Genomic DNA, 20,938 nt, shown 5'->3' with positions numbered 1-20,938 from the left:
GGAAATGAGTCGTGTGTTTGCCTATTGCCGGGTCAGCACCGCTGATCAAACGGTCGAAAACCAAGCGCGCGAGATCGCGAGCGCGGGATTTAGAATCGAACCCCATCGAATAATTTCAGAGACCGTCTCGGGTGGCGTTCAGGCTTCGGCGCGCCCCGCCTTCCGGTCGCTGCTTGATAGGCTCGAAGCGGGAGACGTGTTGATTGTCACGAAACTCGACCGGCTCGGCCGTAACGTAATCGACGTTCGGCAAACTGTAGAGGGGTTGGCGCAGCGCGGGATTAGGGTTCACTGTCTGGCGCTTGGCGGCGCGGACTTAACTTCGGCCGCCGGCAAGATGGTTATGGGGGTTCTTGCCGCGGTGGCAGAGTTCGAGCGTGATTTACTGGTAGAGCGCACCCAAGCCGGATTAGCGCGCGCTCGTGCGGAAGGGAAAACGCCTGGGCGGCCGGCCCGCTTTACCGATCGGCAACGGGCGGAAATCGCAAAGAGCCTCGCGAACGGAGCCAGTGTTTCCAAGCTGGCGGCCGAATGGGGCGTCGATCGCCGGTTAATCCAGCGCGTTAAAGCCGCGCACGTTGAAGGCTGAGGTAAGGCATGGCTGAGTTAGGGCGGAAGTATAAGCGCTTGTCGGCAGCACAGTGGAGCGAGGCGAGAGCCTTATGGGAGGCGGATGCAGCGACGCTCGAAGAACTGGCGGCGAGGTTTGGCGTAACGACCCGAGCGATTCAGCGCCACTTCGCTAAACATGGGTCGAAAAAAGGCACTCGCGCAAAGGCAATTGCAACAGAAATCGAAGCTGCGGTTTTGAGCGAGGTTTTCGGAGACCCTGAGGCTCGGCTCGAAAAGAGTCGGGCGATGCGTGCGTCGACCTTCGATACCCTCACTCGTATCGAACGCACCGTAATGGGACTGGTTGCGTCGGCCGAGGCGAACCCGGCAGAAGGTTATAAAGTTGGCGCGGCGCTTCGAGCGATGTCGATGGCAACAGCGACGCTGGAACGATGTTTCAATATCAAGTCTGCGTGTCTGGGCATTAAAGGCGACGAAACGAGCGACGAGCTTCCCCAAATCCATATTGTCGATTTGACAGACGACGAGATCAACCGAATGCGCCGAGAGAATGAAGAGGGGTGTGAGCTGGAGGTGGTATGAAAGTCGTCCTAATTTCACCGCCTGCAATGTTCGAGCGAACTTCTAAATGGTCGAAGTCCTAGAAAGCGGGTCCTAATGCGACCCCCATGTAGTGAGTCTTTAGCTCAAAAATTATTGCACGAACTTTCGAGCCGCAGCTATACTATTAGCGCCACATGCATACGCCCATCGGGCAAGTCGCGAGCAGGCAGCACGTTGCGGCCCTGATAAGGCCAAAACATATACCGGACAATAGGAGGCTCCGAGGCGGGAACATGACCGCAGAGAGTCGCGAGCCGGGAGAAGCGGAAAATCGCCCCGCCTAACCCACGGGGAGGTGAAAGCCGTGAGGCAGCTATTTCAGAAGCGGTCTCGAAAGAGCCATTTGAATAGAATGGAAAAGATCGGGGCAACGCGGCGACGCGACCCGTGGCGTCGACCGGTAGCAGTTAGGGCCGGTGGCGTTGAGGCTCGTAGGAGCCGACCGAAGTTCCCCCAAAAGGGGGAGGTAGACCGCGCTGATTTCCGGGGAATGGCTTCCTCCCGGTGTCATATCAAAGGCTAGGCGCGCCACCGTCGTCTGTATACCGATGACCTCTATCCCTGTCAGGTGCAACTAAACGAGCTGGTTTCCATTACCGGCTCCTCGCGCCTGAGGGGGGTAAATCTGTGCCCGATGATCAAAAGACACCCGCATCTTGCTTTAAGCACGGGAGATGTCGCTTCGTCTGCAAATTTAGAGCCCGCAATCAAGGGCGTAAAAATAGGCGATTTCTGATCGGTCGCGGTGAACGTGTCGCTATAATAGGGAAAGTCACGGCTCTTTCGTGATGCTACTCATAGAGATACGGGAAATGAAAAAACCAGTGGCAACCGAAACAACAGACTCACCGCTTGAATCCATTCTGAATTCTAAGCTTGAGCGGCTGAGAAAGCAGGTTCTCCTTAAAATTGACGATCCCGCAGAGCTTTCGAAAATTAACGAGGAGATGAGGGTTCTAACTTCTATCGGGCGGCTTAATAAGCAGACCAAGGAGTTTCTGAACGGGGGGCGGTAACGGCGCGCAGACCGGCTTTGTAAATGTTTCGAAGCGCCGGGCTCACGGCGCTTCGAGTTCAATCCAGGGGAAGCGCCTAACGGCTTCCGCCATCGTTTTCAGGTTCACAGATCCATAGGCTTCGCCGGCAGTGCGTGCCGCGTGTCCCTGGATGGCGTCAAGTGTGCGCTGGTCAATTCCCAATTCGCGGCCGATGGTTTTAAACCGATGACGCCAACCATGGTTAGGCTGCACGTCTCCCACCGCGCCTAGCGTCCTAATCCATACAGCCAAGCGTTGAGCCACAAATTTTGCGGGATGCTGAGAACTTCTGCGCTTGCTAAGGGAGTAAAATATGGGCCCGTGCGAGGTCGCATCTACGAATGAGATGAAGCCTAATTCGACCAACTGGGGGTGTAGCGGAACATCCCGAAACTCGCCGGTCTTTGTTGATCCCGCCTCAGGCGTAATGCGCAAGAAAAACCATTCACCCTCTCGGCGCACGTCCTCTTTCCGAATCTGCGCGATTTCCGCAACTCGCGCCCCCGTGAACGCACAAAGCCAAGGAATCCACCGCTTCGCCTGCACCATATGGCTGCTTTCTCTAGTGCTGGGGTTGGCAGACGGCGTCGCCTCATACTGTTTTGCAGCTTTTAATAGCCTCTTCGCTTCTTCGTTCGTGAACCCCTTTTCGCGAGTTTTCTGTGTCCGGCCTATTCTAATTTTTATGCGGTCCGCAGGATTGGACGCGATACGCCCGTTTTCTGAGGCCCAGCGCAGCACAGTTTTTACCGCGGCGACATAGACGTCGCGAATCGTCTTAGGTGAAAGCGACGGCTCAAGGCTTTCGCGCCACCGCAAAAGGTCTGCGCGTGTTATCTGCGCAGCGTCATCGTGACCAAGGTATTTGACCAGACTTTCAAACACGGGCCGCCAGCGTCTTCCGGCTTCGGCACCGTTCCCTGAGCGGCTTAGCATCGAAATGTATGCTTGAAAGAGCTCGCCTAGTGGGGCTACCAAAACGGGCTCAATCTCTGGCGGCGCGACCGTTAAAGCACGCAACTTGGGTTCCCCCGAAAAATCGCCTTGATCGCGTTCTCTAGCCCTTTGGAGCGCTTCTAGGTGGACTGACGCAAGAGTTCGGGCCAGTTCTCGCCACTGAGGGCCTTGCTCAAGGCAGGCAATGGTTCCACGAGCGTGCAATTCATCAATCCAGACGCCCAGGACGGCGCGAGTCTCGTCTTCCGACGCAGCGCCGCTGGCAATGTGCCGCAATACCTTCTCGCGAGGCCCTAGAGACCACCCATTGATTTCAGGCACGGTAACGCCCGCTAGGTCGGGTGAGATATTCCGCGCGCGGCTATCGAGCTCAAGGAGCTCAGCGTAATGGTGATAAGCCAATGTCGCTAAATCTACCGGGCGCGATGGTCCGCCCCTGGGAGCTAGTCCCTCAGCGATGGCTCTGCGCCGGGCGTCGCTAATTCGGGTTTGCAGCCTAGCTATTGCTGCCGGGTGCTTGCGGATAGCTTCGCGACGATCTGCGCCAAGCGGCATCCTGAGTTCTGTCTTTCCAAGATTTTTGCGCAGGTCTTTGGGGACGACCACTCGGGCGTAATATCGCCCCTCCCGGAAGAGCAGGTGTCGAATCTTGGTAGCCATGAACGGACGAACAGCTCGCGCTTTTGTAACGATGTTTGTAACGCGAGAATGGACGAAAAGCCCCGAAACACAAGAGGCTGCAACAAAATCAAGAGGGTGGGTGGTGCTGCAAGAGAGGATTGAACTCTCGACCTCTCCCTTACCAAGGGAGTGCTCTACCACTGAGCTACTGCAGCGCTGAATTCCTGAAACCGCCCGCGGCGGCCGGAACGAGGGCCTTTTGCCATAGTGCGGCCCGAGTGGCAAGGGCGAGGACAATGAACTCCAAAGCAATCGCGTAAAGAGTCGCCCCGCCCTTTGAAACGTCTGCGGCGGCGCGTCCCCGAAAAGGGAGAGCCGCAAGGCTTTTTTCCGATCCCAGGCAAACTGTCAGGTTGATCAGAAATACAACCTAAGGTAGTATTCGTGTCGCTGTAACTCGGCCGGCGCCGTTTGGGCTCTGCATATTCGATAGGTCGGAGCCCTTTGCGGCGTGGCTTGGACCAGGGCTGGTCCCTTATTTTTATAATGCGATAGGAGGCTGGGGTGGCTGAAAGAGTATTATCGGACGAGGCTTGGGAGGCTGTCGCAAATATTCTACCCGGAAAAGAGGGCGATCCCGGGTGCCATGGCCGCAACAACCGTCTCTTTCTGGAGGCCGTTTTCTGGGTTGCCCGAACAGGCGCGCCTTGGCGCGACCTCCCGCCCGAATTCGGCAAGTGGTATACAACTTATACGCGGTATCACCGCTGGGCCAAGAAAAGAGTTTGGCCGCGCGTCTTCGAGGCCTTGCAGAGAACGGGCGCGGTTGAATTGCTTCTTTACGCCGACCGGCTTCGCTGGGCCGAGCAGGCGCCGATAGCCGCCGCCGAGAATGCGCCGCCGCAGCAATTCGCAGCCTAAAGCGCATCCTGCAAAAGTTGATCGGCTTTTGCGAAGAATGCGCTCCGACTTCTGAATCGGCGCGCTTTCCGGGCACATGATTCCATGCGCGCGGAAAGCGCGCTAGCGTGATGTCCGTCGCTACTGCGCCTGAGACTGAGACTGAGTCTGTGTCCGCGTGGCCCGGACCCTGACATCCACGCTTTCGCCGGCGCCGCCGGCATGCGCGCCGCGAATCGGGGCGGCGCCGAGCTTATCCAGCGCAATCGCCAAGCGAATGTGCCGCTCTCCGGGAGACACGCAATTGGCCGGGTCAAATCCAACCCAGCCGAGATTTTCGACATAGGCCTCCGCCCAGGCGTGGCCCGCGACCCCATAATCATTGTCGTCGCGGAGGTAATAGCCGCTGACATAGCGCGCGGGCGCGCCGATCGCGCGCGCGCTGGCGATGAAAAGATGCGCAAGGTCCTGACACTCGCCCTTCCCGCTTTCGAAGGCGGCGGCGGCGGTCGTCGCGGCGGCGCTCGCATCGGTCTCCAATGCAATTTTCTCATGGATGGCCGAAAGCAACGCATGGAGCGAGGCGAGCGTCCCGTTCTCCCTGGCCGTTGTCGCGCGGGCGAAGTCGGCAATGGCCGGTGTAGGGGCGGTGAGTGGGGTCTGACGCAGATAGAGCGTGGGCGGAAAACGCTCTGGGGCGCCCGAGGCGACGCCGGCCGTGTCGAAGGTCGTCACCTCACCCTCGACCGTGGTCGTGATCGAGTCGAAAGGACCGTCGGCCGTGAAGCGATGCACCACATTGCCAAAGGCGTCCTCCGAGGCGATCAGCCGGCAATCACGATCGACGTCGATGCGCCAGCTTTTGACATGCTGGCCATCGGAATTGCGCGGGGTCAGCCGCAAATTCTGGATCGCCGCTTTTACGGGCTCGAGATAGCGGCAGGTTGTTTCGTGGCGGATGCGGATACGCATGGGACGCTCGTCGAAGAGGCGCGGCTTTCGTGTCGTTTCTACCTGCCGCGCCGGTTTCCATCTCGCCATTTAGCCAGCCGAAAGCGCCTGAAGCTAGAAGAGATATTGCTCGGAGATCAGCGAACCGAGGCGGTTGTTCTCGCTGATGAAGCTTTGGATGAACTCGTGCAGCCCGCCCTGGAAGACGTGCTCCATGGTCATCGTTTCGAGCTTGCCGTACATGTTGCGCGCCTGACGCTGCGCTGCGCCCTGCCGGCCGTGAGCGCGGGCAAGACTATCGAGATTGCGCACGATGCTCTCGTAGCAGGAGATGAGCGAGCGCGGCATCTCCGGGCGCAGGATGAGCAAATCGGCGACGAGCCAGGGCTTCATGCTCGTGCGATAGACCCAGTGATAGGCAGTGTGCGCCGAGACCGCGCGCAAAATCGCCGCCCATTGGAAATAGTCGAGCGAGCCGCCGATGACTTCCTTATCCGGCAGCAGCACGTGGTATTTTACGTCCAGGAGCCGGGCCGTGTTGTCCGCGCGCTCCACGAATAGTCCGACGCGCGAGAACCAATAGGCGTCGTTTCGCAGCATGGTGCGATAGGCGCCGCCGTCATAGATGAGCGAGGTTTGCTTGACGAAATCGAGGAAGCGCCCGAGCTCGTCGGCCGAATAGGCGCCGCGACGCGCCTCCATCGCTTTCAATTCGAGATAGGCGCCGTTGATCGCCTCCCACATTTCCACCGTCAGGGCGGTGCGCACCGCGCGGGCGTTGGTGCGAGCAAATTCGATGCAATTGCGGATCGAGCCCGGGTTGTCGCGCGAGAAAGTCAGGAACTCGATGATATTGCTTTCGGTAATCGGCTTGCCCGTCTGCTCGAAGGCCTGCGCGGCGCCGGAGGAGAGAAGCACGCTTTCCCATTCGGTTTCGGCGCCGCCATAGGCTTTCGGCAATGTCGCGAGGCGCCGGGACGCCTCGATGGCGCGCGCGAGGAAATCGGCGCGCTCCATATAGCGCGCGAGCCAATAAAGATTGTCGGCGGTGCTTGAAAGCATAGGGCGTTCCGTTTGCGCGCGCTCGCGGCTGATGTCCTGTCTGATCGTCTCGAGCGGGGCAGGGAGATGGGCTGCGGTCTCGCCGGATTCCTGGCTGCGCCGCTCGATTTCGTCGATGGAGGGGCGGGCGTCGAGCATCATGCCTGCCCCAAGATCGCGTCGTCGATCACCCAGGTGTCTTTCGTCCCGCCGCCCTGGCTGGAATTCACGACGAGCGATCTTTCGGTCATCGCCACGCGGGTGAGGCCCCCCGGCACGACGCGCACGCCATGCGCGCCCTGCAGCACGAAGGGCCTCAGATCGACATGCCGGGGCGCGATGCCCTCGGCGACAGAGATCGGACAGGTCGACAGGGCAAGCGTCGGCTGGGCGATGAAATTATCGGGTTGCGCATTCAGCTTTGCGCGGAATTCTTCCACCTGCGCCTTGGAGGCGTGCGGGCCGACGAGCATGCCATAGCCGCCGGAGCCATTGACCTCTTTGACCACCAGCTCGTCGAGATGGTCGAGCACATAGGAAAGCGCTTCCGGCTCCCGGCATCGCCAAGTCGGGACATTCTGCAGCAGCGGCTCTTGCCCGAGATAGAAGCGGATGATGTCGGGCATGTAGGTGTACATCGCCTTGTCGTCCGCGACGCCGGTGCCAACTGCATTCGCGAGCGTCACATTGCCTGCGTGGTAGGCGCCGATCAGCCCCGGAACGCCCAGGGCTGAATCGGGGCGGAAGGTGAGCGGATCGAGGAAATCGTCGTCGATGCGGCGGTAAATAACGTCGACGCGACGCGGCCCTTCGGTCGTGCGCATATAGACCACGTCGTCTTTCACGAAGAGGTCGCGCCCTTCGACGAGCTCCACGCCGAGCTTGTCCGCCAGGAAGGAGTGCTCGTAATAGGCGGAATTATATTGTCCCGGCGTCATCAGCGCGATGGTCGGCTCGTGTGACGCGCGGGGTGGCGCGACCGAGCGCAGCGTCGCGAGCAGCTCGTCGGGGTAATCCTCGATGGGCGCGACGCGATGCATGGAGAAGAGATCGGGGAAAAGCCGCATCATCACTTCGCGGTTTTCGAGCATATACGAGACGCCCGACGGGGTCCGGGCGTTGTCTTCCAGCACATAGAACCCGTGGTCGTCGGTGCGCACGATGTCTACGCCGGCGATTTGCACATAGACGTCGTGCGGCACGCGGCGGCCCGCCATCTCGGGGCAATAGCCGGGATTGTGATAGACGAGCTCGCTCGGAATCTTGCCGGCCTTGAGGATTTCGCCCTTGCCATAAATGTCTTTGAGGAAAAGATTGAGCGCCGTTATGCGCTGCACGAGCCCCTTCTCGAGCGCGGCCCATTCGCTTCTGGCGATGATCCGCGGGAGAATATCGAAGGGGATGAGGCGCTCCGTGGCGTCCTGCGCGCCATAGACGGCGAAGGTGATGCCGATGCGGCGGAAGAGGAGCTCCGCTTGTTCGCGGCGGGAGGCGAGAAGTTCCGGAGGGGAGGCGGCGAGCCATTGCGAGAGTTTTTGATAAGGAGCGCGGGTCAGACCGTCGAGGCCACCCATTTCATCGAATTGCGTCACGCGCTGATCCACTTGTCGACGCTCCTCTCTTTGCCCCGGCGCCTTCTTGCTCGGGGCCCCTACAGGCTTCCGATCAGGCTTGCGAAGGGCAGAGGCAAGAAGCGCGCCAGACTGCGAGAGGCTCGACCGTTGCCGTGGCATCACACAAACCCGATTTTTTCGTCATCTCAGCATGTGCGTTCTTTTGCGTCTTCGGCGCGTCATTTGACCGGCGTTAGAAGCGGTTCATGAAGTTCCTGCGACAATCGGGCTCCGCCCTTCTCCTTGGAAGCGCGCTTCTCGCTTCTTTCACCGCGCGCGCCGCCGAGCCGGCCACTGCCGATTTCGCGCCGGCGTCTGATTTTACCTGGGCGGGCATGTATATCGGCGCGAGCCTCGGCGCGGGCTTCCCGCTGCATGGCGGCGAGAGACTCCAGGCGGGGAGCGGATTTACCTCGACGGTCTTCGACCTTTATCCAGCTTCCGTCACGCGGACAGGCGTCACCGTCGGCGCACAGGCCGGCTATAATTGGCAAAGAGGGCCTTGGGTCTGGGGCGTCGAGACTGATTTCGGCCTTCTCGACGGGCGGCGGGGGCCGACGGGGATCTATGCCGCTTCGCCCGCTTATGGGCTCCCCTTCTTCACGCAGACATCCCATTCGAGCGCAAATTATTACGCGACCATACGCGGTCGCGCCGGCGTCGCCTTCAATCGCGCGCTCCTGTATGTCACCGGCGGCGTCGCGGCGGGCGGTTCGCGTGGGCCCGCGACTCTATCGATCGCAGGCGCCGAATTTTCGGCCCCCTGGTCGCAATCGTCCCGGATGAAATATGTACTTGGCGCGGGTTTCGAATACGCCTTCGCCAAAGATTGGTCCGCTCGCGCCGAGTATCTCTTTCTCAATCAATCGCTCAACACGCATCTCTTCGATGGCGGAGCGGGTTTCGCCTACGCCTCGCGCGTGCGCAACGAGAATCATATCCTTCGATTCGGCCTGAACTATCACTTCGGAGATGAAAACCGGATTCCCGGCTCGATCGATTACGGCAAGCGTCAGAACGGCGGCAACGAAGGCGACAAGGGGGGCAATGGCGACGCCCCCGAGCGATATAGCGTCCATGCGCAGACGACCCTCGTTGCGCAGGGCTATCCGAGATTTCGGGCGCAGTACGATGGGGCAAATAGTTTTCCATCGGGCGGCAAGGCCAATGTTGGCTCGACGACGAATGCCTTTCTCGGCCTGCGGCTGTGGGAAGGCGGCGCCGTCTATCTCAATCCCGAAATCGATCAGGGCTATGGCTTGGCGAACTCGGTTGGTTCGGCCGCCTATGTGGACAGCGCCGTCGCGAAGGTCGGCCGCGCCGCGCCGTATATGCGATTCCAGCGCTACTTTCTGCGCCAGATCATTGGGCTCAGCGACGGCGAACGCAGCAGGGACCCTGATGAAGGTTCGCACAGCGAGGTGCTGGAGTCGACGCAGAACCAAATCTCCGGCCTCGTCGATAAGGATCGCATCATCATAACGCTCGGCAAATTTGCCGTGGGCGACGTCTTCGACGACAATATCTACGCACATGATCCAACGACAGGCTTTTTGAATTTCGCCTTCAACACGATGGGCGCCTTCGACTACGCCGCCGACTCCTGGGGCTATACCCATGGCCTCGCGGTCGAGTGGAAACAGGATTGGTGGACCGCTCGCGGCGGGGTCTTTCAGCTCTCGAAAATTCCCAACGGCCTCGACATCGAGCCGCAACTCTTTCGCCAGTTCATGGGCGTCGGGGAGATCGAAGCGCGTTACGCGCTATTCAACCAGCCGGGCGCGATCAAATTCCTGCTTTATGGCGACAACGGCTATCTGAGCAAAGTCAACGACCTCATAGACTACGCCTTGATGACCGGCCAGCTTCCTCCCCAGGTGGGCCCGGCGCGTCGCCGCGCGGTGAAAATGGGCGGCGGGATCAACATCAAGCAGCAATTGATGCCGAATCTCGGGTTCTTCCTGCGCGCGAGCATGACGGACGGCCGATACGAAACCGTCGATTACACCGATGTCGACAGGCAGCTCTCGATGGGCCTCGTCGCCGCGGGCGCTTTATGGGGGCGCGAGGACGACGAAATCGGCGCCGCGGGGGCGCTGAGCGGTCTGCATGGCGATCGCGTGCGTTATTTCGGATTGGGCGGCACGAGTGTTTACATTGGCGATGGCGCACTCTCCTACGCCGGCGAGAAAAACATAGAAGCCTATTACAAGCTGGGCTTCGGCAAGAACATGGACGCAACATTCGATTATCAGCTTATTGTCGATCCCGCGCATAACGCCGCGCGCGGGCCGATCAATGTCTTCGCCCTGAGGCTGCGCGCCGCATTTTGATCGCCGCGTCCGCCCGTCCTGCGATCCAGGAAAAAACCCGCCGCTATTTGGCGAGATAAGCGCCAATCTCGTTCTCGAACTGTGGAAAATAACGCGAGATCACGCTGACGTCGAAGCCTGGGAGGATCGACTCCTTCGGCTCGCGGTCGAGCAGAAAGCGGAAGGCGGCTGCTATCGTTTCTTCGGCCGCGGCGCCGCGACCGAGGCGCGCGGCGTCGGCCGCCGACAGCGTCACGCGATGGCGCGTTTCGCTGTCTCCCTCTCGCACATAAACATCGAAGCGCAGCGGATCGCCGCCTTCGAGGCGCGCAACTGTGATCGCTGCGCTCACAGCGTCGCCTCTATGTCCTTTTCGAGCGATTGCGGGGTATCGGTGGGCGCGTAGCGTTTCACGACCTTGCCGGACCTATCGACCAGGAATTTGGTGAAGTTCCATTTGATCGCCTGTGAACCGAGAATCCCTGGCGCCCCATGCTTCAAAAATTTATATAGCGAGTGCGCGTTCTCGCCATTCACCTCGATCTTGGCGAACATGGGAAAACTCACGCCATAGGTCGCCGAGCAGAAGGAGGCGATGTCGCTTTCCGAGCCCGGCTCCTGCGCGCCGAACTGGTTGCAGGGAAAGCCGAGGACGACGAGGCCCTTGTCGGCATATGTCTTGTAAAGCGCTTCCAGCCCGGCATATTGCGGCGTGAATCCGCATTTGCTCGCCACATTGACGATGAGCAGCGCCTTGCCCTCATAATCGCGCAAGGACTTCGTGGCGCCGTCGATCGTTTTGGCCTCGATATCGTAGAGTGTCATGCGCTGACTCCTTTGGAAAGGAGGCTCGCATAAAATCGCCCCTCACGCCACCAGGCTGTCGGCGGGGGATTCCGCTCCTTCTTCTTCGAGGCCATATTCCTTCATCTTGCGATAAAGCGTCGAACGGCCGATCCCGAGACGTCGCGCAATCTCCGACATTTGTCCGCGGTAATGGGTGAGCGCGAAGCGAATCGTCTCTTTCTCCAAATCATTGAGCTTGCGCATCTCCCCATTGGGCGCGAGAAGCGGAAGCACATTGGGGTCGCGGATTTCGACGCGCACGATCTCGCGCTCGCGCGGCGAGTCGACGGGCGGCGCAAATACAGGCGCCGGCGGAACGCGCACGTCATAGCCTTCGACATGCGCCGCAATCTGCGGAAACTCGGCGACGGTCAGCTCGTCGCCCTCGGAGAGCACGACGGCGCGGAACACCGTGTTCTCGAGCTGCCGCACATTGCCGGGCCAGTCGTAGCTCGTGAGCAGCGACAGGACCTCCGCCGTCATGCCACGGATGTTGCGTCCTTCCTCCGCCGCGAAACGCGCCGCGAAGCGCCGCGCCAAATCAGCGATGTCTTCACGTCGCGAGCGCAGCGACGGAATGCCGATCGGAAAGACATTCAGGCGGTAGAACAGATCTTCGCGGAACTCGCCACGCTTGACCTGCTCGATGAGGTTGCGGTTCGTCGCGGAGATCAAGCGGATGTCGACGCGCTGGGAACGCTTGGCGCCGATGGGATCGATCTCCCCTTCCTGCAACGCGCGCAAGAGCTTTACCTGAATATCGAGCGGCAATTCGCCGATTTCGTCGAGGAAAAGCGTCCCGCCGTTGGCCTCCATAAATTTGCCGGTATGTTTCTCGGTCGCGCCGGTGAAGGCGCCTTTCTCATGGCCGAAGAGGATCGATTCGACGAGGTTGGCGGGCAGGGCCCCGCAGTTGACGGTGACGAAGGGCTTGCCCTTGCGGTCCGAGCCGCCCTGGATCGCGCGCGCCACGAGCTCCTTGCCGACGCCCGATTCGCCCTCGATGAGCACTGGAATATTGGAATGCGCGGCGCGCTCGCCGAGCCGGATCACGCGCTGCATCTCCGCGCTGCGCGACACCAGATCCTTGAAGGTCAAAGCCCCTTGCGCGCGGCGGTTGATGCGGCGAACCTCGCCCGCGAGCGCGTCGGCCGAAAGCGCGTTCTTGATCGAGATTTGAAGCCGCTCCGCGCCGACCGGCTTCACCACGAAGTCATGCGCGCCGGCGCGCATGGCGGAGATCACCGCCTCGATCGATCCATGGGCGGTCTGCACGATCACCGGCGTCGTGATCTTTGCGTCGCGCAGGCGCGTCAGCACGCCCATGCCGTCGAGATCGGGCATGACGAGGTCGAGGATCAACAGCGCGACAGGCTCCGCGCCGCCCCGCGTCAGCCGCGCCAGCGCCTCCTCGCCGCCTTCGACCGTCTCCGCTGCATAACCAAAGCGCTTGACCATGGCCTCGAGCAGGCGGCGCTGTACCGGATCGTCATCGGCGATGAGAATTGTGGAGGTCATTATTGTTCCTGCCGCCCGGCTGTGCGTTTCGTCGCCGTGGCGATTTGTGCCCGGGGCGCATCGTTGCGAAACAGGGTAAAGTTCCGGTTAATCCAAGCCTTGGATTGCGTCATCATGGGACGCGAAAGGGGCGGCGGGGCCCGTTTCTTGGAGCGCTCGCCCCTCGCGACCGCGCTTGCCCGCAGTCATTGCTTTTGGTATCGCCCTGGCGACCACGGCCAAGCTTCGCCGTCCATTTTCTGTGCAAAATTCGGGGTTCTACCTAATGCGCGCTCGGCCCTTTCTCTGCTTTGCTTTTGCGCTCTGGTCTTTTGGCTGCGCGACCGAATATAGCCGCGATGGCATAGGGCTGGCCGGTGGGGCCGAGGCCCAAATGATCACCAACGACACTGCAAGAATATCGGCGCGCGGCAACGGTTTTACGGAGAAGGCGAGAGTCCAGGATTTTATCCTGCTGAAAGCTGCGGAGACCGCCACTGCGCGCGGGTTCACGCACTTCGCTATTATCAGCTCGGAAGACGCCTCGACCGAATCCACATACACGACGCCGAGCACAGCGCAGACAAGGGTTTCCGGCAACACTGCCTACACCACCTATCGGCCAGGGACGCGCAATACCGTAGTCGAGCCGGGCGAGGATGCGATGGTGAAGTTCTGTAAGCAGAGCAAGGCCGACCCCTGCTCGGGCATGCTGCCTGCGAATGAAATCATTCAGAACCTCGGGGCGAAATACTTCGCTAAAAATTAAACCTGGGGCCCGGCGCTGCGTTGCGTCGCCGTAACTATTTATGCCCGGGGCGTAAAGTTCTGTGTAATCAAAGCCTTGCGTTGCGTCATATTGGGACGCAACGCACAGATTGACTCAATTCCGCGCCCCGGATTCCCATGATTTCGCGCTCATGAGCGCAAATGCGGTCGCATTCCTTTTCACGTGCAAAGTTTGAAACCCCCGCGGATCGAGGGCGTTAAGTGCCTTCGAGCGCGGGAGAGCAATCATGAGCTTCACGAAATCGATCCAAAAAGACTTGGCCAAGTCCGGCGCCAAGTCCGGCGCCGCCGTCGGAACCAGCGTGTTGCAGTGGCTCGACGGACGCGGCCCTGTCGAAAAAGCCGCAACGCGCGCCGAGTCCGCGCTCACCAAGGCAGCCAGACCAAGCCGGAGCGTTTCGGCTATCGTCGGTTCGGCGGCGGTTGGGCTCGCGGCTGCGATGGGGGGGCTCGCCTATTACAACATCCGCAAGACGCGCCAGGACGAAAGCGAGCATCCCCCGATCGGTCGGTTCATCGACGTCGACGGCGTGCGCCTGCACTACATCGACAAGGGGAAGGGCGATGTCGTCACGCTCATCCACGGCAATCTGACGCTTGCCGAGGATTTCCTGCTGAGCGGCATCGTCGACAAGCTTGCGGAGCGCTACAGGGTCATCGTCTTCGATCGCCCCGGCTTCGGATATAGCGACAGACCTCATCGCGTATGGACGCCCGGGGCCTACGCCGAGTTGTTGCAGAAGGCGTTTTCGCAGCTCGGCGTCGAGCGCGTGACGGTCGTCACCCATTCTTTCGCCTCGCTCATCGCCTTGGACCTCGCGCTCCAGTACCCGGCGCTGGTCGAAGGGCTGGTGTTGATCGGGGGCTATTTTTATCCGACAGCGCGCGCCGACGTGTTTTTCATGTCCTTCACAGCGATCCCCGGCCTCGGCGATGTTATGCGCTACACGATCTCGCCGCCTCTCACGCGACTCTTCCTGCCTGGCGTTCTGCGGTGGCTATTCTCGCCTGCCCCGGTCACGGAGAGATTCGAGAAGGGTTTCCCGAATTCCTTTGCGGCGCGGCCCGTCCAGATCGGCGCAGAAGCGGAGGATAGCGTGCTGATGGTGGCCTCGGCGATGCAGCTACAAGCCCGCTATGCCGAACTAAAGCTGCCGATCGTCATATTGGCGGGGGACGGCGACAAGATGGTCGATTTGGATCGCCAGTCGAGGCGCTTTCACGACGAGGCGCCGCAAAGCGAGCTGATCGTGATCCCCGGCGCCGGCCACATGGCCCACCACACCGCGCCAGACCAGATCGTGGCGGCGGTCGATCGTGTCGCAAGGCCCGAGACGAAGCCAGGTCAGACCAAGCGGATGCAGGAGACGGCTTCTTCCTGGTCAAACAGAAGCTAGATAAAGGGCGCGCCGCGCCTTCCCCGCGCCCGGCGTTGGGAAAAGGTTCTTGCCCACAGGAATCTCGTAAAAAGCGGCGGTCGTTATGACCGCCGCCTGAAAGCGCAAGCCTTACTGCTCGTCCCGCGGCAGCAGCGGCTCGCCGCGCGGCCGCGGGCCCGCGGCCTGCGGCGCAGAGGCCTGCTGCGTCACGGGGGTCTGCGAATAATCCGGCGCGTCGACGACCCGCGCGTTCAACCCGTCGCGCTGATAAATGTCCTCGCGGAATTGGGTGACGCCGTCCGGCGTGCCCCAGGCCGTGATGTAAACCCAGTAGACCGGAACGGCGGGGTTGATCTTCACGTCGATGCGCTCGCCCGAGGCGATGGCGCGGTCGATGGCGTCGCGGTCCCAGCCCGGCGTTTCGCGGAGCAGGAAGGCGACATAGTCGCGCACATTCTGCAGGCGGATGCAGCCCGAGGAGACGAAGCGGAAATCGTCGCCGAAGACGCCCTTGGCCGGCGTGTCGTGCATATAGACGCCGTAAGGATTGGCGATGTCGATGCGCACCACGCCGAGCGAGTTGAAGTCGCCGCCGATGTCCTGCCGGAACTTGTAGTTCATCGCGTCGAGCGAGCGCCAGTTGATCTGCTCGGGCTGCAGCTCCTGGCCTTCCTTGTTGTAGACGCGAATATGGTTGTCGTGCAGGTAGTTCGGGTCCGCCTGCATCTTGGGAATCAGATCCTTGCGGATGACCGAGGCGGGCACCGTCCAAAACGGATTGAAATTGATCTGATAGGCCTTGGTTTGCATCACCGGCGACTGGCGGTCGATCTTGCCGACGCCCGCGATATGATGCGAAACGACCTGGCCCGCCTCCACCGTCTCGACCTGAGCCGCCGGAATATTGGCGGTGACGTAGCGATTTCCGAGGTCATGGGAAAAGCTGCGCAGGCGCACGAGATTGGTCTCGAGCTGGCGGAGACGCGTTTCGGCGGGGATATTCAGCGCGGTGAGCGTCTGCTGGTTGACGACGCCGGTTTCGATAATGCCGTGGCGCGCCTGGAAGCGGCGCACGGCGGCCTCGACATAGGAATCGAAAACCGGGCTCGTGCCGGTTTCGGCGCCGATGTCGCCCGAGACGATGAGGCGCCGGCGCAGCGCCGACACCGCCGGGCCGTTGGAGCCGAGCCGCAATTGCTGGCTCGGCACCGCCGCCCAGCCGCCATTGGCGACGATTTCGCGATAGCGCTCGATGGCGGCTTCCGTCGCGGCGACAGTCGCTTCGGACAGGATAGGGGTGGTCGAGCGCGACACGGTCAACCGCGCGTCGGCGTCGTAGCGCTGCGCCCATTCGGCCTGCCCAGTCTCCGCGCGCGCGGAAAAGGCCGCGCCGAGCGCGAGGCAGAGTGAAAGGGGAAGGATCGCCGATTTGTGCACTGTTCGCTCCAGTCGCAGTCTGTTCCGCGGCCGCGGAGGGAAATGGAAAAGATCGGCGCCGCCCAAGCTACGCCGGCTGAGGTCCATATGATCTGCGGCTTCTGAGTTAACAAGGCCCGAATAGGCGGCGATTTTGTGACCCGCCCGGGCCGCGGCGCGCAGCGCTCAGACCAGCGTCTCCCCCGCGCGACTGTCGTCGACAGCGATATCGTAGTAGTCGCGGGGCGTTAGACGCAGGCGCCCGGCAAACAGGCATTCAGGAAAGCGCCTGAGGGCGCGGTTGTAATCGGCGGTGGCCGTGGCGAGCCGCCGGCGCGCCGCGGCGAGACCGCCTTCCGCCTCTTCGAGCGCCGCGCGCAACTGGCGAAAATCATCGAGCCTCTGGATCTCCGGCGTCGCCTGCGCGCGCGAGGAGACCATGAACGCCATCGCCGAGCCGCGCCTCCGCCAGAAGCCGCGCCTGAGGAGAGCCCGCCCGCCGCCCCGAGGCGTGAAGCCGAGCGACCACATCGACGGCCCCGCGCTCCTTCGGCGCAAAGGCGCGCATAACGCCGGCCAGCGCTGGAAGCATCGCGTGCCAATTGGCGAGCTCGGCGTCGACCTGCTCGGCGGCGGCCTTGCATTGCGCATCCAAAGACTGGAGGCGCAGAAAGCGGCTCGCCAACACGGCCGCAGCAATGCAAAGGCAAATAAAAGCGATCAGAAACGGCGCCATAGCGAGCCCTCCGCGCGCAGCTTCATCCGCCGGGCTTTGAGGGACCGTTACCGCGTGTGTACCTTTGGGAATATGCTTATTCCGGCGTAAACGTAGCAGGCGAGATGGCGCGGTTCAGTCCACCCGCACCCAGCCATCCGTCCCCAGCCGCTCCTGCGGCAGGAAGCGCGCCTTATAGGCCATTTTATGCGAGCCCTCGACCCAATAGCCGAGGTAAAGATTTCGCAGTCCGGCGACGCGGGCCCGCCTCATATGGTCGAGGATCATGAAGGTGCCGAGCGAGCGCTCCTCGAACTGCGGCTCATAGAACGAATAGACCATCGACAGGCCATCGGCGAGTCGATCGGTGAGGCAGCAGGCGATCAGGCGGTCGGCGTCGGCCCCCTGCGCGTCGGGCGACAGGCGATATTCGATCAGCCGCGTGTCGACATGGCTGTCCTCGATCATCATCTGATAATCGACCATGCTCATGTCGGCCATCCCGCCATCCGAGTGGCGCGCGGTGACGTAACGGCGGAACAGCGCATATTGCTCCGCCGTCGCCCGCGCCGGACGCGCCTCTCCGGCGATGTCGGCGTTATGGCGCATCCCGCGCCGCTGCGTGCGCGAGGGAACGAACTCCTCGATCTTGACCCGCACCGAGACGCAAGCCCGGCAATGCTCGCAGGCCGGACGATAGGCGATGGTCTGCGAGCGGCGGAAGCCGGATTGTGTCAGCGTGTCATTGAGCGCCGGCGCGCGCAGGCCGATCAGATGCGTGAACACCTTGCGCTCCGCCCGCCCCGGCAGATAGGGGCACGGCGCCGGCGAGGTGAGATAGAACTGTGGCGCGTCGCGAGGTTCTCTGGTCACGCTCGTCTCGTTTCGTAGATGACGATCGCAAGAATAGGGCTAGAAACCGCTGCGCGCCATGGCGACCTCACGCCGATCGCCGCAGCACGATCACATCCGCCAGAATGTCGTGCAGACAGCGTTTGTCGCTGGTGATGAAGGACACCAGGAACAGCGGCGGAAACATCCAGGTCACGTAGAAGAGAACGGCATGGACGGCCGCCTGCAGGAAGGGCACGGGCTCGCCCTGCATCGTGCGCATTTCAAGGTCCATGAAGGCCATGCCGGGCGTCGCCATGCGCCAGCCGGAGACCGTCAAGCCATTGTAGAAGAAAGCGACGATCGGGAAGATCGGCGGCAGCAGCAGCGCCGACATGCCGAAGCTCAATATGAAAAGCCCGAAAAAGAGCGCCACCGACAGGCCCGAGACGAGGATGAGGTCGAGCCCCACCGCCATGATCCGCCGGGTGCGCACGCTTTCGAGCGCCGCGGCCGGAATATAGGGGCCTTGCGCCCGCTGGTAGGGCGGCGGCGCGCCCTTCGAGTAACCGCCAAAATCGCCGTCGCCGGCCATGTCTCTCTCCAATGCGCTCACCGCGCCACAGGCAAATGTCGGACGCCACAGACTCGCTTTCAAGGCGCCCTGGGTCTGGGACAGAGATAATGGGGGATTAGCGGCGCCTCCGCCTTGACGAGGTCACGAAGCTGTCGCAAGCCTCGCCGGAAATCGCCGGCAGGCCAAACCCGAGCCGGCCAACTTTTGCGGGAAAGCACCATGGACACCAATGCGGTGGACTCCGCCGTCGACGGCGGTCATTTGCGCGCCTTTATCGAGCGAATCGAAAAGCTCGAAGAGGAAAAGCGCGCAATCGCCGACGACATCAAGGACGTCTACGCCGAAGCCAAGGGAACCGGCTTCGATCCAAAAATCATTCGCAAGATCGTCTCCCTGCGCCGCCAGGACAAGCATAAGCGCGAGGAGGAAGAAGAGATCATGGAGCTCTACCTTTCCGCGCTCGGCATGGAATAGGCCGATAAGCTCGCGTTAACCATAAAGCCCTAACCCTTGCCATGCGCCGCCCGCGCCGTCTCGCGGGCCTTTCAGGCGCAGGCGAGGGATCAGGTGCCGCCGGGAAGCTCAAGGAGCCGCGTTGCGTTGGCTGCGCTCTGCGCCGCATTGGCCGTGGCTGCGGCAACGCCGGCGCGCGGGCAGGCCTTGCCGCAACCAAAGGCGAGCGCGCCTCTCTCGACGCTTGCGGGACAGGATAAGCCGCCGCTACGCCGACTGGATTCCCCTGGCTCCGCCGTCGCTCCCCAAGCCGGGAGCCTCGGCCTCGGCCAGACTTCCGGCCTTCCCGCCGGGGCCAACTATGGCGCGCCGGTGAAGCGGCAAAAGCTTCCCAAGCCTTACCCGCCTCGGCGCGCGCCCTATCCGCCGCCCTTCTCGCCGAAAACGCCGCTCCCGGCGCTGGAGCCTTACAAATCCTCCTATGTCGCCAAGCAGCGGGCTTTGCGGCTGCGGTCGACCTATGCGCCGCCTGGTCAGCATCTTCTCGCGCCTGCGCCTCCGCCCGTCACAGTCGCCGCCGAGCCGACGATCAAGGCGAAGGGCAAGCCGAAGGTCGAGATGAACCCCTATGATCCGCTCGGCGTCGCGGTCGGCTCGACGCTGCTGTTCCCCTTCGTCCAGACGTCCGGCGGTTATGACGATAACCCCAACCGTCTGTCTGCGAGCTACAACCCGCGCGGTTCGACGCTCTTTCGCGGCGAAGGCGGGTTGCGGGTCAAATCCGACTGGTCGCGCCACAGCCTCGAAGGCGAGTTGCGCGGCGGATACTCGGAATATTTCGACTATCCAACCGCGAGCCGCGCCGACGCCCAGGGCGCCATGACCGCGCGCTACGATCTGACGACCGACACCGCGCTCGATCTGCGCGGACGCTTGCAGCTCGATACGCAGCGGCCCGGCGCGCCAGCGATCTCGGCCGATCAGTCGAGCGTCTACGTGGTCAATCGGCCGATCATACTCGGGGTCGGAACCCAGGGCGGCGTCACGCAGAAATTCTCGCGGATCGAGGTGTCGCTGCGCGGCACCTATGATCGCGTCTGGTATCAGGACGCGCAATATTCGAACGGCACGACGCTCAATCTCGCATCGACGAGCTACAACGACTTCGGCGGGCTGCTGCGAGCCTCCTACGAGGTCACGCCGGATCTGAAGCCTTTCGTGGAAGGAACCCTCGACAAGCGCATTCACGACTCGCCGGTCGACCCTTATGGCTTCTATCGCGACAGCACGGGCTACACCATCCGCGGCGGCGCCACCTTCAACGTCACGGAGATGGTGAAAGGCGAGATTTCCGGCGGCTATGGCCAAAGAAACTACGCCGACTTCCGTCTGGCGGAGCTGCGCGGCCCGGTGATCGACGCCGCGCTCATCTATACGCCCTCCGCGCTGACGACGTTGACGCTGCGCGGCTCGACAACAATGAACGAAACGACGCTCGCCTACGCGAGCGGCGTGCTGACGCGGTCGATCACCGCGACGCTCTCGCACGATCTGATGCGCAATCTCAACATCACCTTCACCGGCAACTATTTCACCAACGACTACCAGAGTTCGGACTCCCCCATTGTCGTCGCTGCTGCGGTGGCTTCCGGCGCAAGTTTGAACGTCCGCGAACGTGGCGGCAGCGCGGCCGTCCGGCTGGAATACAAGCTGACGCGATCGATCACGCTGCGCGGCAGCTTCACGCATGAGCAGCTCAGCAGCTCGTTCCGCAACGCCGGCTACTCGGCGAATGTTTATCTCTTGGGCCTGAGGTTCCAGCTTTGA

Annotated in this window: 20 protein-coding genes, 1 tRNA gene and 1 pseudogene; 10 read left to right on the top strand and 12 right to left on the bottom strand. The window is 61.8% G+C overall.

Translation table 11 applies throughout. From position 1 onward, the window contains the following. Positions 1–4 precede the first annotated feature (4 nt). The 3 genes from JJT62_RS17450 (at position 5) to JJT62_RS17440 (ending at position 2,192) form a co-directional block, all read left to right on the top strand. Complete coding sequence (locus JJT62_RS17450; RefSeq protein WP_202074052.1) at positions 5–589, top strand: recombinase family protein; 585 nt, start codon at positions 5–7, stop codon at positions 587–589. Positions 590–597: 8 nt separating this feature from the next. Next, positions 598–1,155, top strand: a complete 558-nt coding sequence (locus JJT62_RS17445; RefSeq protein ID WP_202074051.1) for a hypothetical protein — start codon at positions 598–600, stop codon at positions 1,153–1,155. Between the two features lie 833 nt (positions 1,156–1,988). Next, positions 1,989–2,192 (top strand): hypothetical protein, encoded by a 204-nt coding sequence (locus JJT62_RS17440; RefSeq protein WP_202074050.1) that lies wholly within the window; start codon positions 1,989–1,991, stop codon positions 2,190–2,192. A gap of 42 nt (positions 2,193–2,234) precedes the next feature. Here JJT62_RS17440 and JJT62_RS17435 read toward each other — a convergent pair whose 3' ends face one another. Together JJT62_RS17435 and JJT62_RS17430 are read right to left on the bottom strand one after the other, a co-directional pair. Continuing rightward, positions 2,235–3,830, bottom strand: a complete 1,596-nt coding sequence (locus JJT62_RS17435) for a DUF6538 domain-containing protein (RefSeq protein WP_202074049.1) — start codon at positions 3,828–3,830, stop codon at positions 2,235–2,237. 101 nt (positions 3,831–3,931) lie between these two features. Beyond that, positions 3,932–4,006: transfer RNA gene (locus tag JJT62_RS17430), tRNA-Thr, on the bottom strand. A 397-nt stretch (positions 4,007–4,403) separates the two neighbouring features. On the opposite strand from JJT62_RS17430, the pseudogene JJT62_RS19650 reads away from it, so the two are divergent. After that, positions 4,404–4,539, top strand: a pseudogene (locus tag JJT62_RS19650) (transposase); the annotation flags it as partial. Positions 4,540–4,832: 293 nt separating this feature from the next. On the opposite strand, the gene JJT62_RS17420 reads toward JJT62_RS19650, so the two are convergent. The 3 genes from JJT62_RS17420 to JJT62_RS17410 all read right to left on the bottom strand — a co-directional run bounded on the left by JJT62_RS17420 (position 4,833) and on the right by JJT62_RS17410 (position 8,257). Then, complete coding sequence (locus tag JJT62_RS17420; protein ID WP_202074047.1) at positions 4,833–5,663, bottom strand: transglutaminase family protein; 831 nt, start codon at positions 5,661–5,663, stop codon at positions 4,833–4,835. A 93-nt stretch (positions 5,664–5,756) separates the two neighbouring features. Continuing rightward, the gene (locus JJT62_RS17415) at positions 5,757–6,704 is read right to left on the bottom strand and encodes an alpha-E domain-containing protein (protein ID WP_202074136.1); all 948 of its coding nucleotides are present in this window, start codon (positions 6,702–6,704) and stop codon (positions 5,757–5,759) included. Between the two features lie 137 nt (positions 6,705–6,841). After that, positions 6,842–8,257 carry a circularly permuted type 2 ATP-grasp protein gene (locus JJT62_RS17410; protein WP_210340721.1) on the bottom strand — a complete coding sequence of 472 codons (1,416 nt, stop codon included), beginning with the start codon at positions 8,255–8,257 and terminating at the stop codon, positions 6,842–6,844. 245 nt (positions 8,258–8,502) lie between these two features. Here JJT62_RS17410 and JJT62_RS17405 point away from each other — a divergent pair, with 245 nt between their 5' ends. Continuing rightward, positions 8,503–10,629 carry a carbohydrate porin gene (locus JJT62_RS17405; protein ID WP_202074045.1) on the top strand — a complete coding sequence of 709 codons (2,127 nt, stop codon included), beginning with the start codon at positions 8,503–8,505 and terminating at the stop codon, positions 10,627–10,629. Between the two features lie 43 nt (positions 10,630–10,672). Here the strand turns inward: JJT62_RS17405 and JJT62_RS17400 are convergent, their stop codons facing one another. From JJT62_RS17400 to JJT62_RS17390, 3 genes are read right to left on the bottom strand one after another with little or no spacing between them, the layout of a single operon-like run. Continuing rightward, on the bottom strand, positions 10,673–10,960 hold the full coding sequence (locus JJT62_RS17400) for a hypothetical protein (RefSeq protein ID WP_202074044.1): 288 nt from the start codon (positions 10,958–10,960) through the stop codon (positions 10,673–10,675). After that, positions 10,957–11,433, bottom strand: a complete 477-nt coding sequence (locus JJT62_RS17395) for a glutathione peroxidase (RefSeq protein WP_202074043.1) — start codon at positions 11,431–11,433, stop codon at positions 10,957–10,959. The genes JJT62_RS17400 and JJT62_RS17395 overlap by 4 nt, the downstream gene beginning before the upstream one ends. Before the next feature lie 42 nt (positions 11,434–11,475). Beyond that, positions 11,476–12,972, bottom strand: coding sequence for a sigma-54 dependent transcriptional regulator (locus tag JJT62_RS17390; RefSeq protein ID WP_202074042.1), 1,497 nt, complete (start codon positions 12,970–12,972; stop codon positions 11,476–11,478). A 175-nt stretch (positions 12,973–13,147) separates the two neighbouring features. Between JJT62_RS17390 and JJT62_RS17385 the strand changes: the two genes are divergently transcribed. Beyond that, positions 13,148–13,720, top strand: a complete 573-nt coding sequence (locus JJT62_RS17385) for a hypothetical protein (RefSeq protein ID WP_202074041.1) — start codon at positions 13,148–13,150, stop codon at positions 13,718–13,720. Between the two features lie 247 nt (positions 13,721–13,967). Continuing rightward, positions 13,968–15,137: an alpha/beta fold hydrolase gene (locus JJT62_RS17380; RefSeq protein WP_246744975.1), complete on the top strand. Its 1,170-nt coding sequence runs from the start codon at positions 13,968–13,970 to the stop codon at positions 15,135–15,137. Between the two features lie 111 nt (positions 15,138–15,248). Here the strand turns inward: JJT62_RS17380 and JJT62_RS17375 are convergent, their stop codons facing one another. Together JJT62_RS17375 and JJT62_RS17370 are read right to left on the bottom strand one after the other, a co-directional pair. Next, entirely contained in the window at positions 15,249–16,574 is a 1,326-nt protein-coding gene (locus JJT62_RS17375; RefSeq protein ID WP_202074134.1) for a murein L,D-transpeptidase, read from the bottom strand. Positions 16,575–16,721: 147 nt separating this feature from the next. After that, positions 16,722–16,985, bottom strand: a complete 264-nt coding sequence (locus tag JJT62_RS17370) for a LemA family protein (protein WP_202074040.1) — start codon at positions 16,983–16,985, stop codon at positions 16,722–16,724. On the opposite strand from JJT62_RS17370, the gene JJT62_RS17365 reads away from it, so the two are divergent. Beyond that, complete coding sequence (locus JJT62_RS17365; RefSeq protein WP_202074039.1) at positions 16,975–17,361, top strand: hypothetical protein; 387 nt, start codon at positions 16,975–16,977, stop codon at positions 17,359–17,361. The genes JJT62_RS17370 and JJT62_RS17365 overlap by 11 nt on opposite strands. A 24-nt stretch (positions 17,362–17,385) precedes the next feature. On the opposite strand, the gene JJT62_RS17360 is transcribed toward JJT62_RS17365, so the two are convergent. Next, positions 17,386–18,123 (bottom strand): arginyltransferase, encoded by a 738-nt coding sequence (locus JJT62_RS17360; RefSeq protein ID WP_202074038.1) that lies wholly within the window; start codon positions 18,121–18,123, stop codon positions 17,386–17,388. Positions 18,124–18,190: 67 nt separating this feature from the next. Next, entirely contained in the window at positions 18,191–18,676 is a 486-nt protein-coding gene (locus tag JJT62_RS17355) for an RDD family protein (protein ID WP_202074037.1), read from the bottom strand. 201 nt (positions 18,677–18,877) lie between these two features. On the opposite strand from JJT62_RS17355, the gene JJT62_RS17350 reads away from it, so the two are divergent. Together JJT62_RS17350 and JJT62_RS17345 are read left to right on the top strand one after the other, a co-directional pair. Continuing rightward, positions 18,878–19,132, top strand: coding sequence for a DUF2312 domain-containing protein (locus JJT62_RS17350; protein WP_202074036.1), 255 nt, complete (start codon positions 18,878–18,880; stop codon positions 19,130–19,132). A gap of 126 nt (positions 19,133–19,258) precedes the next feature. Further along, the gene (locus JJT62_RS17345) at positions 19,259–20,938 is read left to right on the top strand and encodes an outer membrane beta-barrel protein (RefSeq protein ID WP_246744974.1); all 1,680 of its coding nucleotides are present in this window, start codon (positions 19,259–19,261) and stop codon (positions 20,936–20,938) included.

The organism is Methylocystis sp. Sn-Cys (genome assembly GCF_016745395.1).
GTDB classification, from domain to species: domain Bacteria; phylum Pseudomonadota; class Alphaproteobacteria; order Rhizobiales; family Beijerinckiaceae; genus Methylocystis; species Methylocystis iwaonis.
This window is presented reverse-complemented; position numbering and strand designations above follow the sequence as displayed.

Bases quoted from the DNA above. Each gene is read 5' to 3' on its own strand.
- JJT62_RS17450 (WP_202074052.1), top strand. From the start codon at position 5: ATGAGTCGTGTGTTTGCCTATTGCCGGGTCAGCACCGCTGATCAAACG.
- JJT62_RS17445 (WP_202074051.1), top strand. From the start codon at position 598: ATGGCTGAGTTAGGGCGGAAGTATAAGCGCTTGTCGGCAGCACAGTGG.
- JJT62_RS17440 (WP_202074050.1), top strand. From the start codon at position 1,989: ATGAAAAAACCAGTGGCAACCGAAACAACAGACTCACCGCTTGAATCC.
- JJT62_RS17435 (WP_202074049.1), bottom strand. From the start codon at position 3,830: ATGGCTACCAAGATTCGACACCTGCTCTTCCGGGAGGGGCGATATTAC.
- JJT62_RS17420 (WP_202074047.1), bottom strand. From the start codon at position 5,663: ATGCGTATCCGCATCCGCCACGAAACAACCTGCCGCTATCTCGAGCCC.
- JJT62_RS17415 (WP_202074136.1), bottom strand. From the start codon at position 6,704: ATGCTTTCAAGCACCGCCGACAATCTTTATTGGCTCGCGCGCTATATG.
- JJT62_RS17410 (WP_210340721.1), bottom strand. From the start codon at position 8,257: ATGGGTGGCCTCGACGGTCTGACCCGCGCTCCTTATCAAAAACTCTCG.
- JJT62_RS17405 (WP_202074045.1), top strand. From the start codon at position 8,503: ATGAAGTTCCTGCGACAATCGGGCTCCGCCCTTCTCCTTGGAAGCGCG.
- JJT62_RS17395 (WP_202074043.1), bottom strand. From the start codon at position 11,433: ATGACACTCTACGATATCGAGGCCAAAACGATCGACGGCGCCACGAAG.
- JJT62_RS17390 (WP_202074042.1), bottom strand. From the start codon at position 12,972: ATGACCTCCACAATTCTCATCGCCGATGACGATCCGGTACAGCGCCGC.
- JJT62_RS17380 (WP_246744975.1), top strand. From the start codon at position 13,968: ATGAGCTTCACGAAATCGATCCAAAAAGACTTGGCCAAGTCCGGCGCC.
- JJT62_RS17365 (WP_202074039.1), top strand. From the start codon at position 16,975: ATGAACGCCATCGCCGAGCCGCGCCTCCGCCAGAAGCCGCGCCTGAGG.
- JJT62_RS17370 (WP_202074040.1), bottom strand. From the start codon at position 16,985: ATGGCGTTCATGGTCTCCTCGCGCGCGCAGGCGACGCCGGAGATCCAG.
- JJT62_RS17355 (WP_202074037.1), bottom strand. From the start codon at position 18,676: ATGGCCGGCGACGGCGATTTTGGCGGTTACTCGAAGGGCGCGCCGCCG.
- JJT62_RS17350 (WP_202074036.1), top strand. From the start codon at position 18,878: ATGGACACCAATGCGGTGGACTCCGCCGTCGACGGCGGTCATTTGCGC.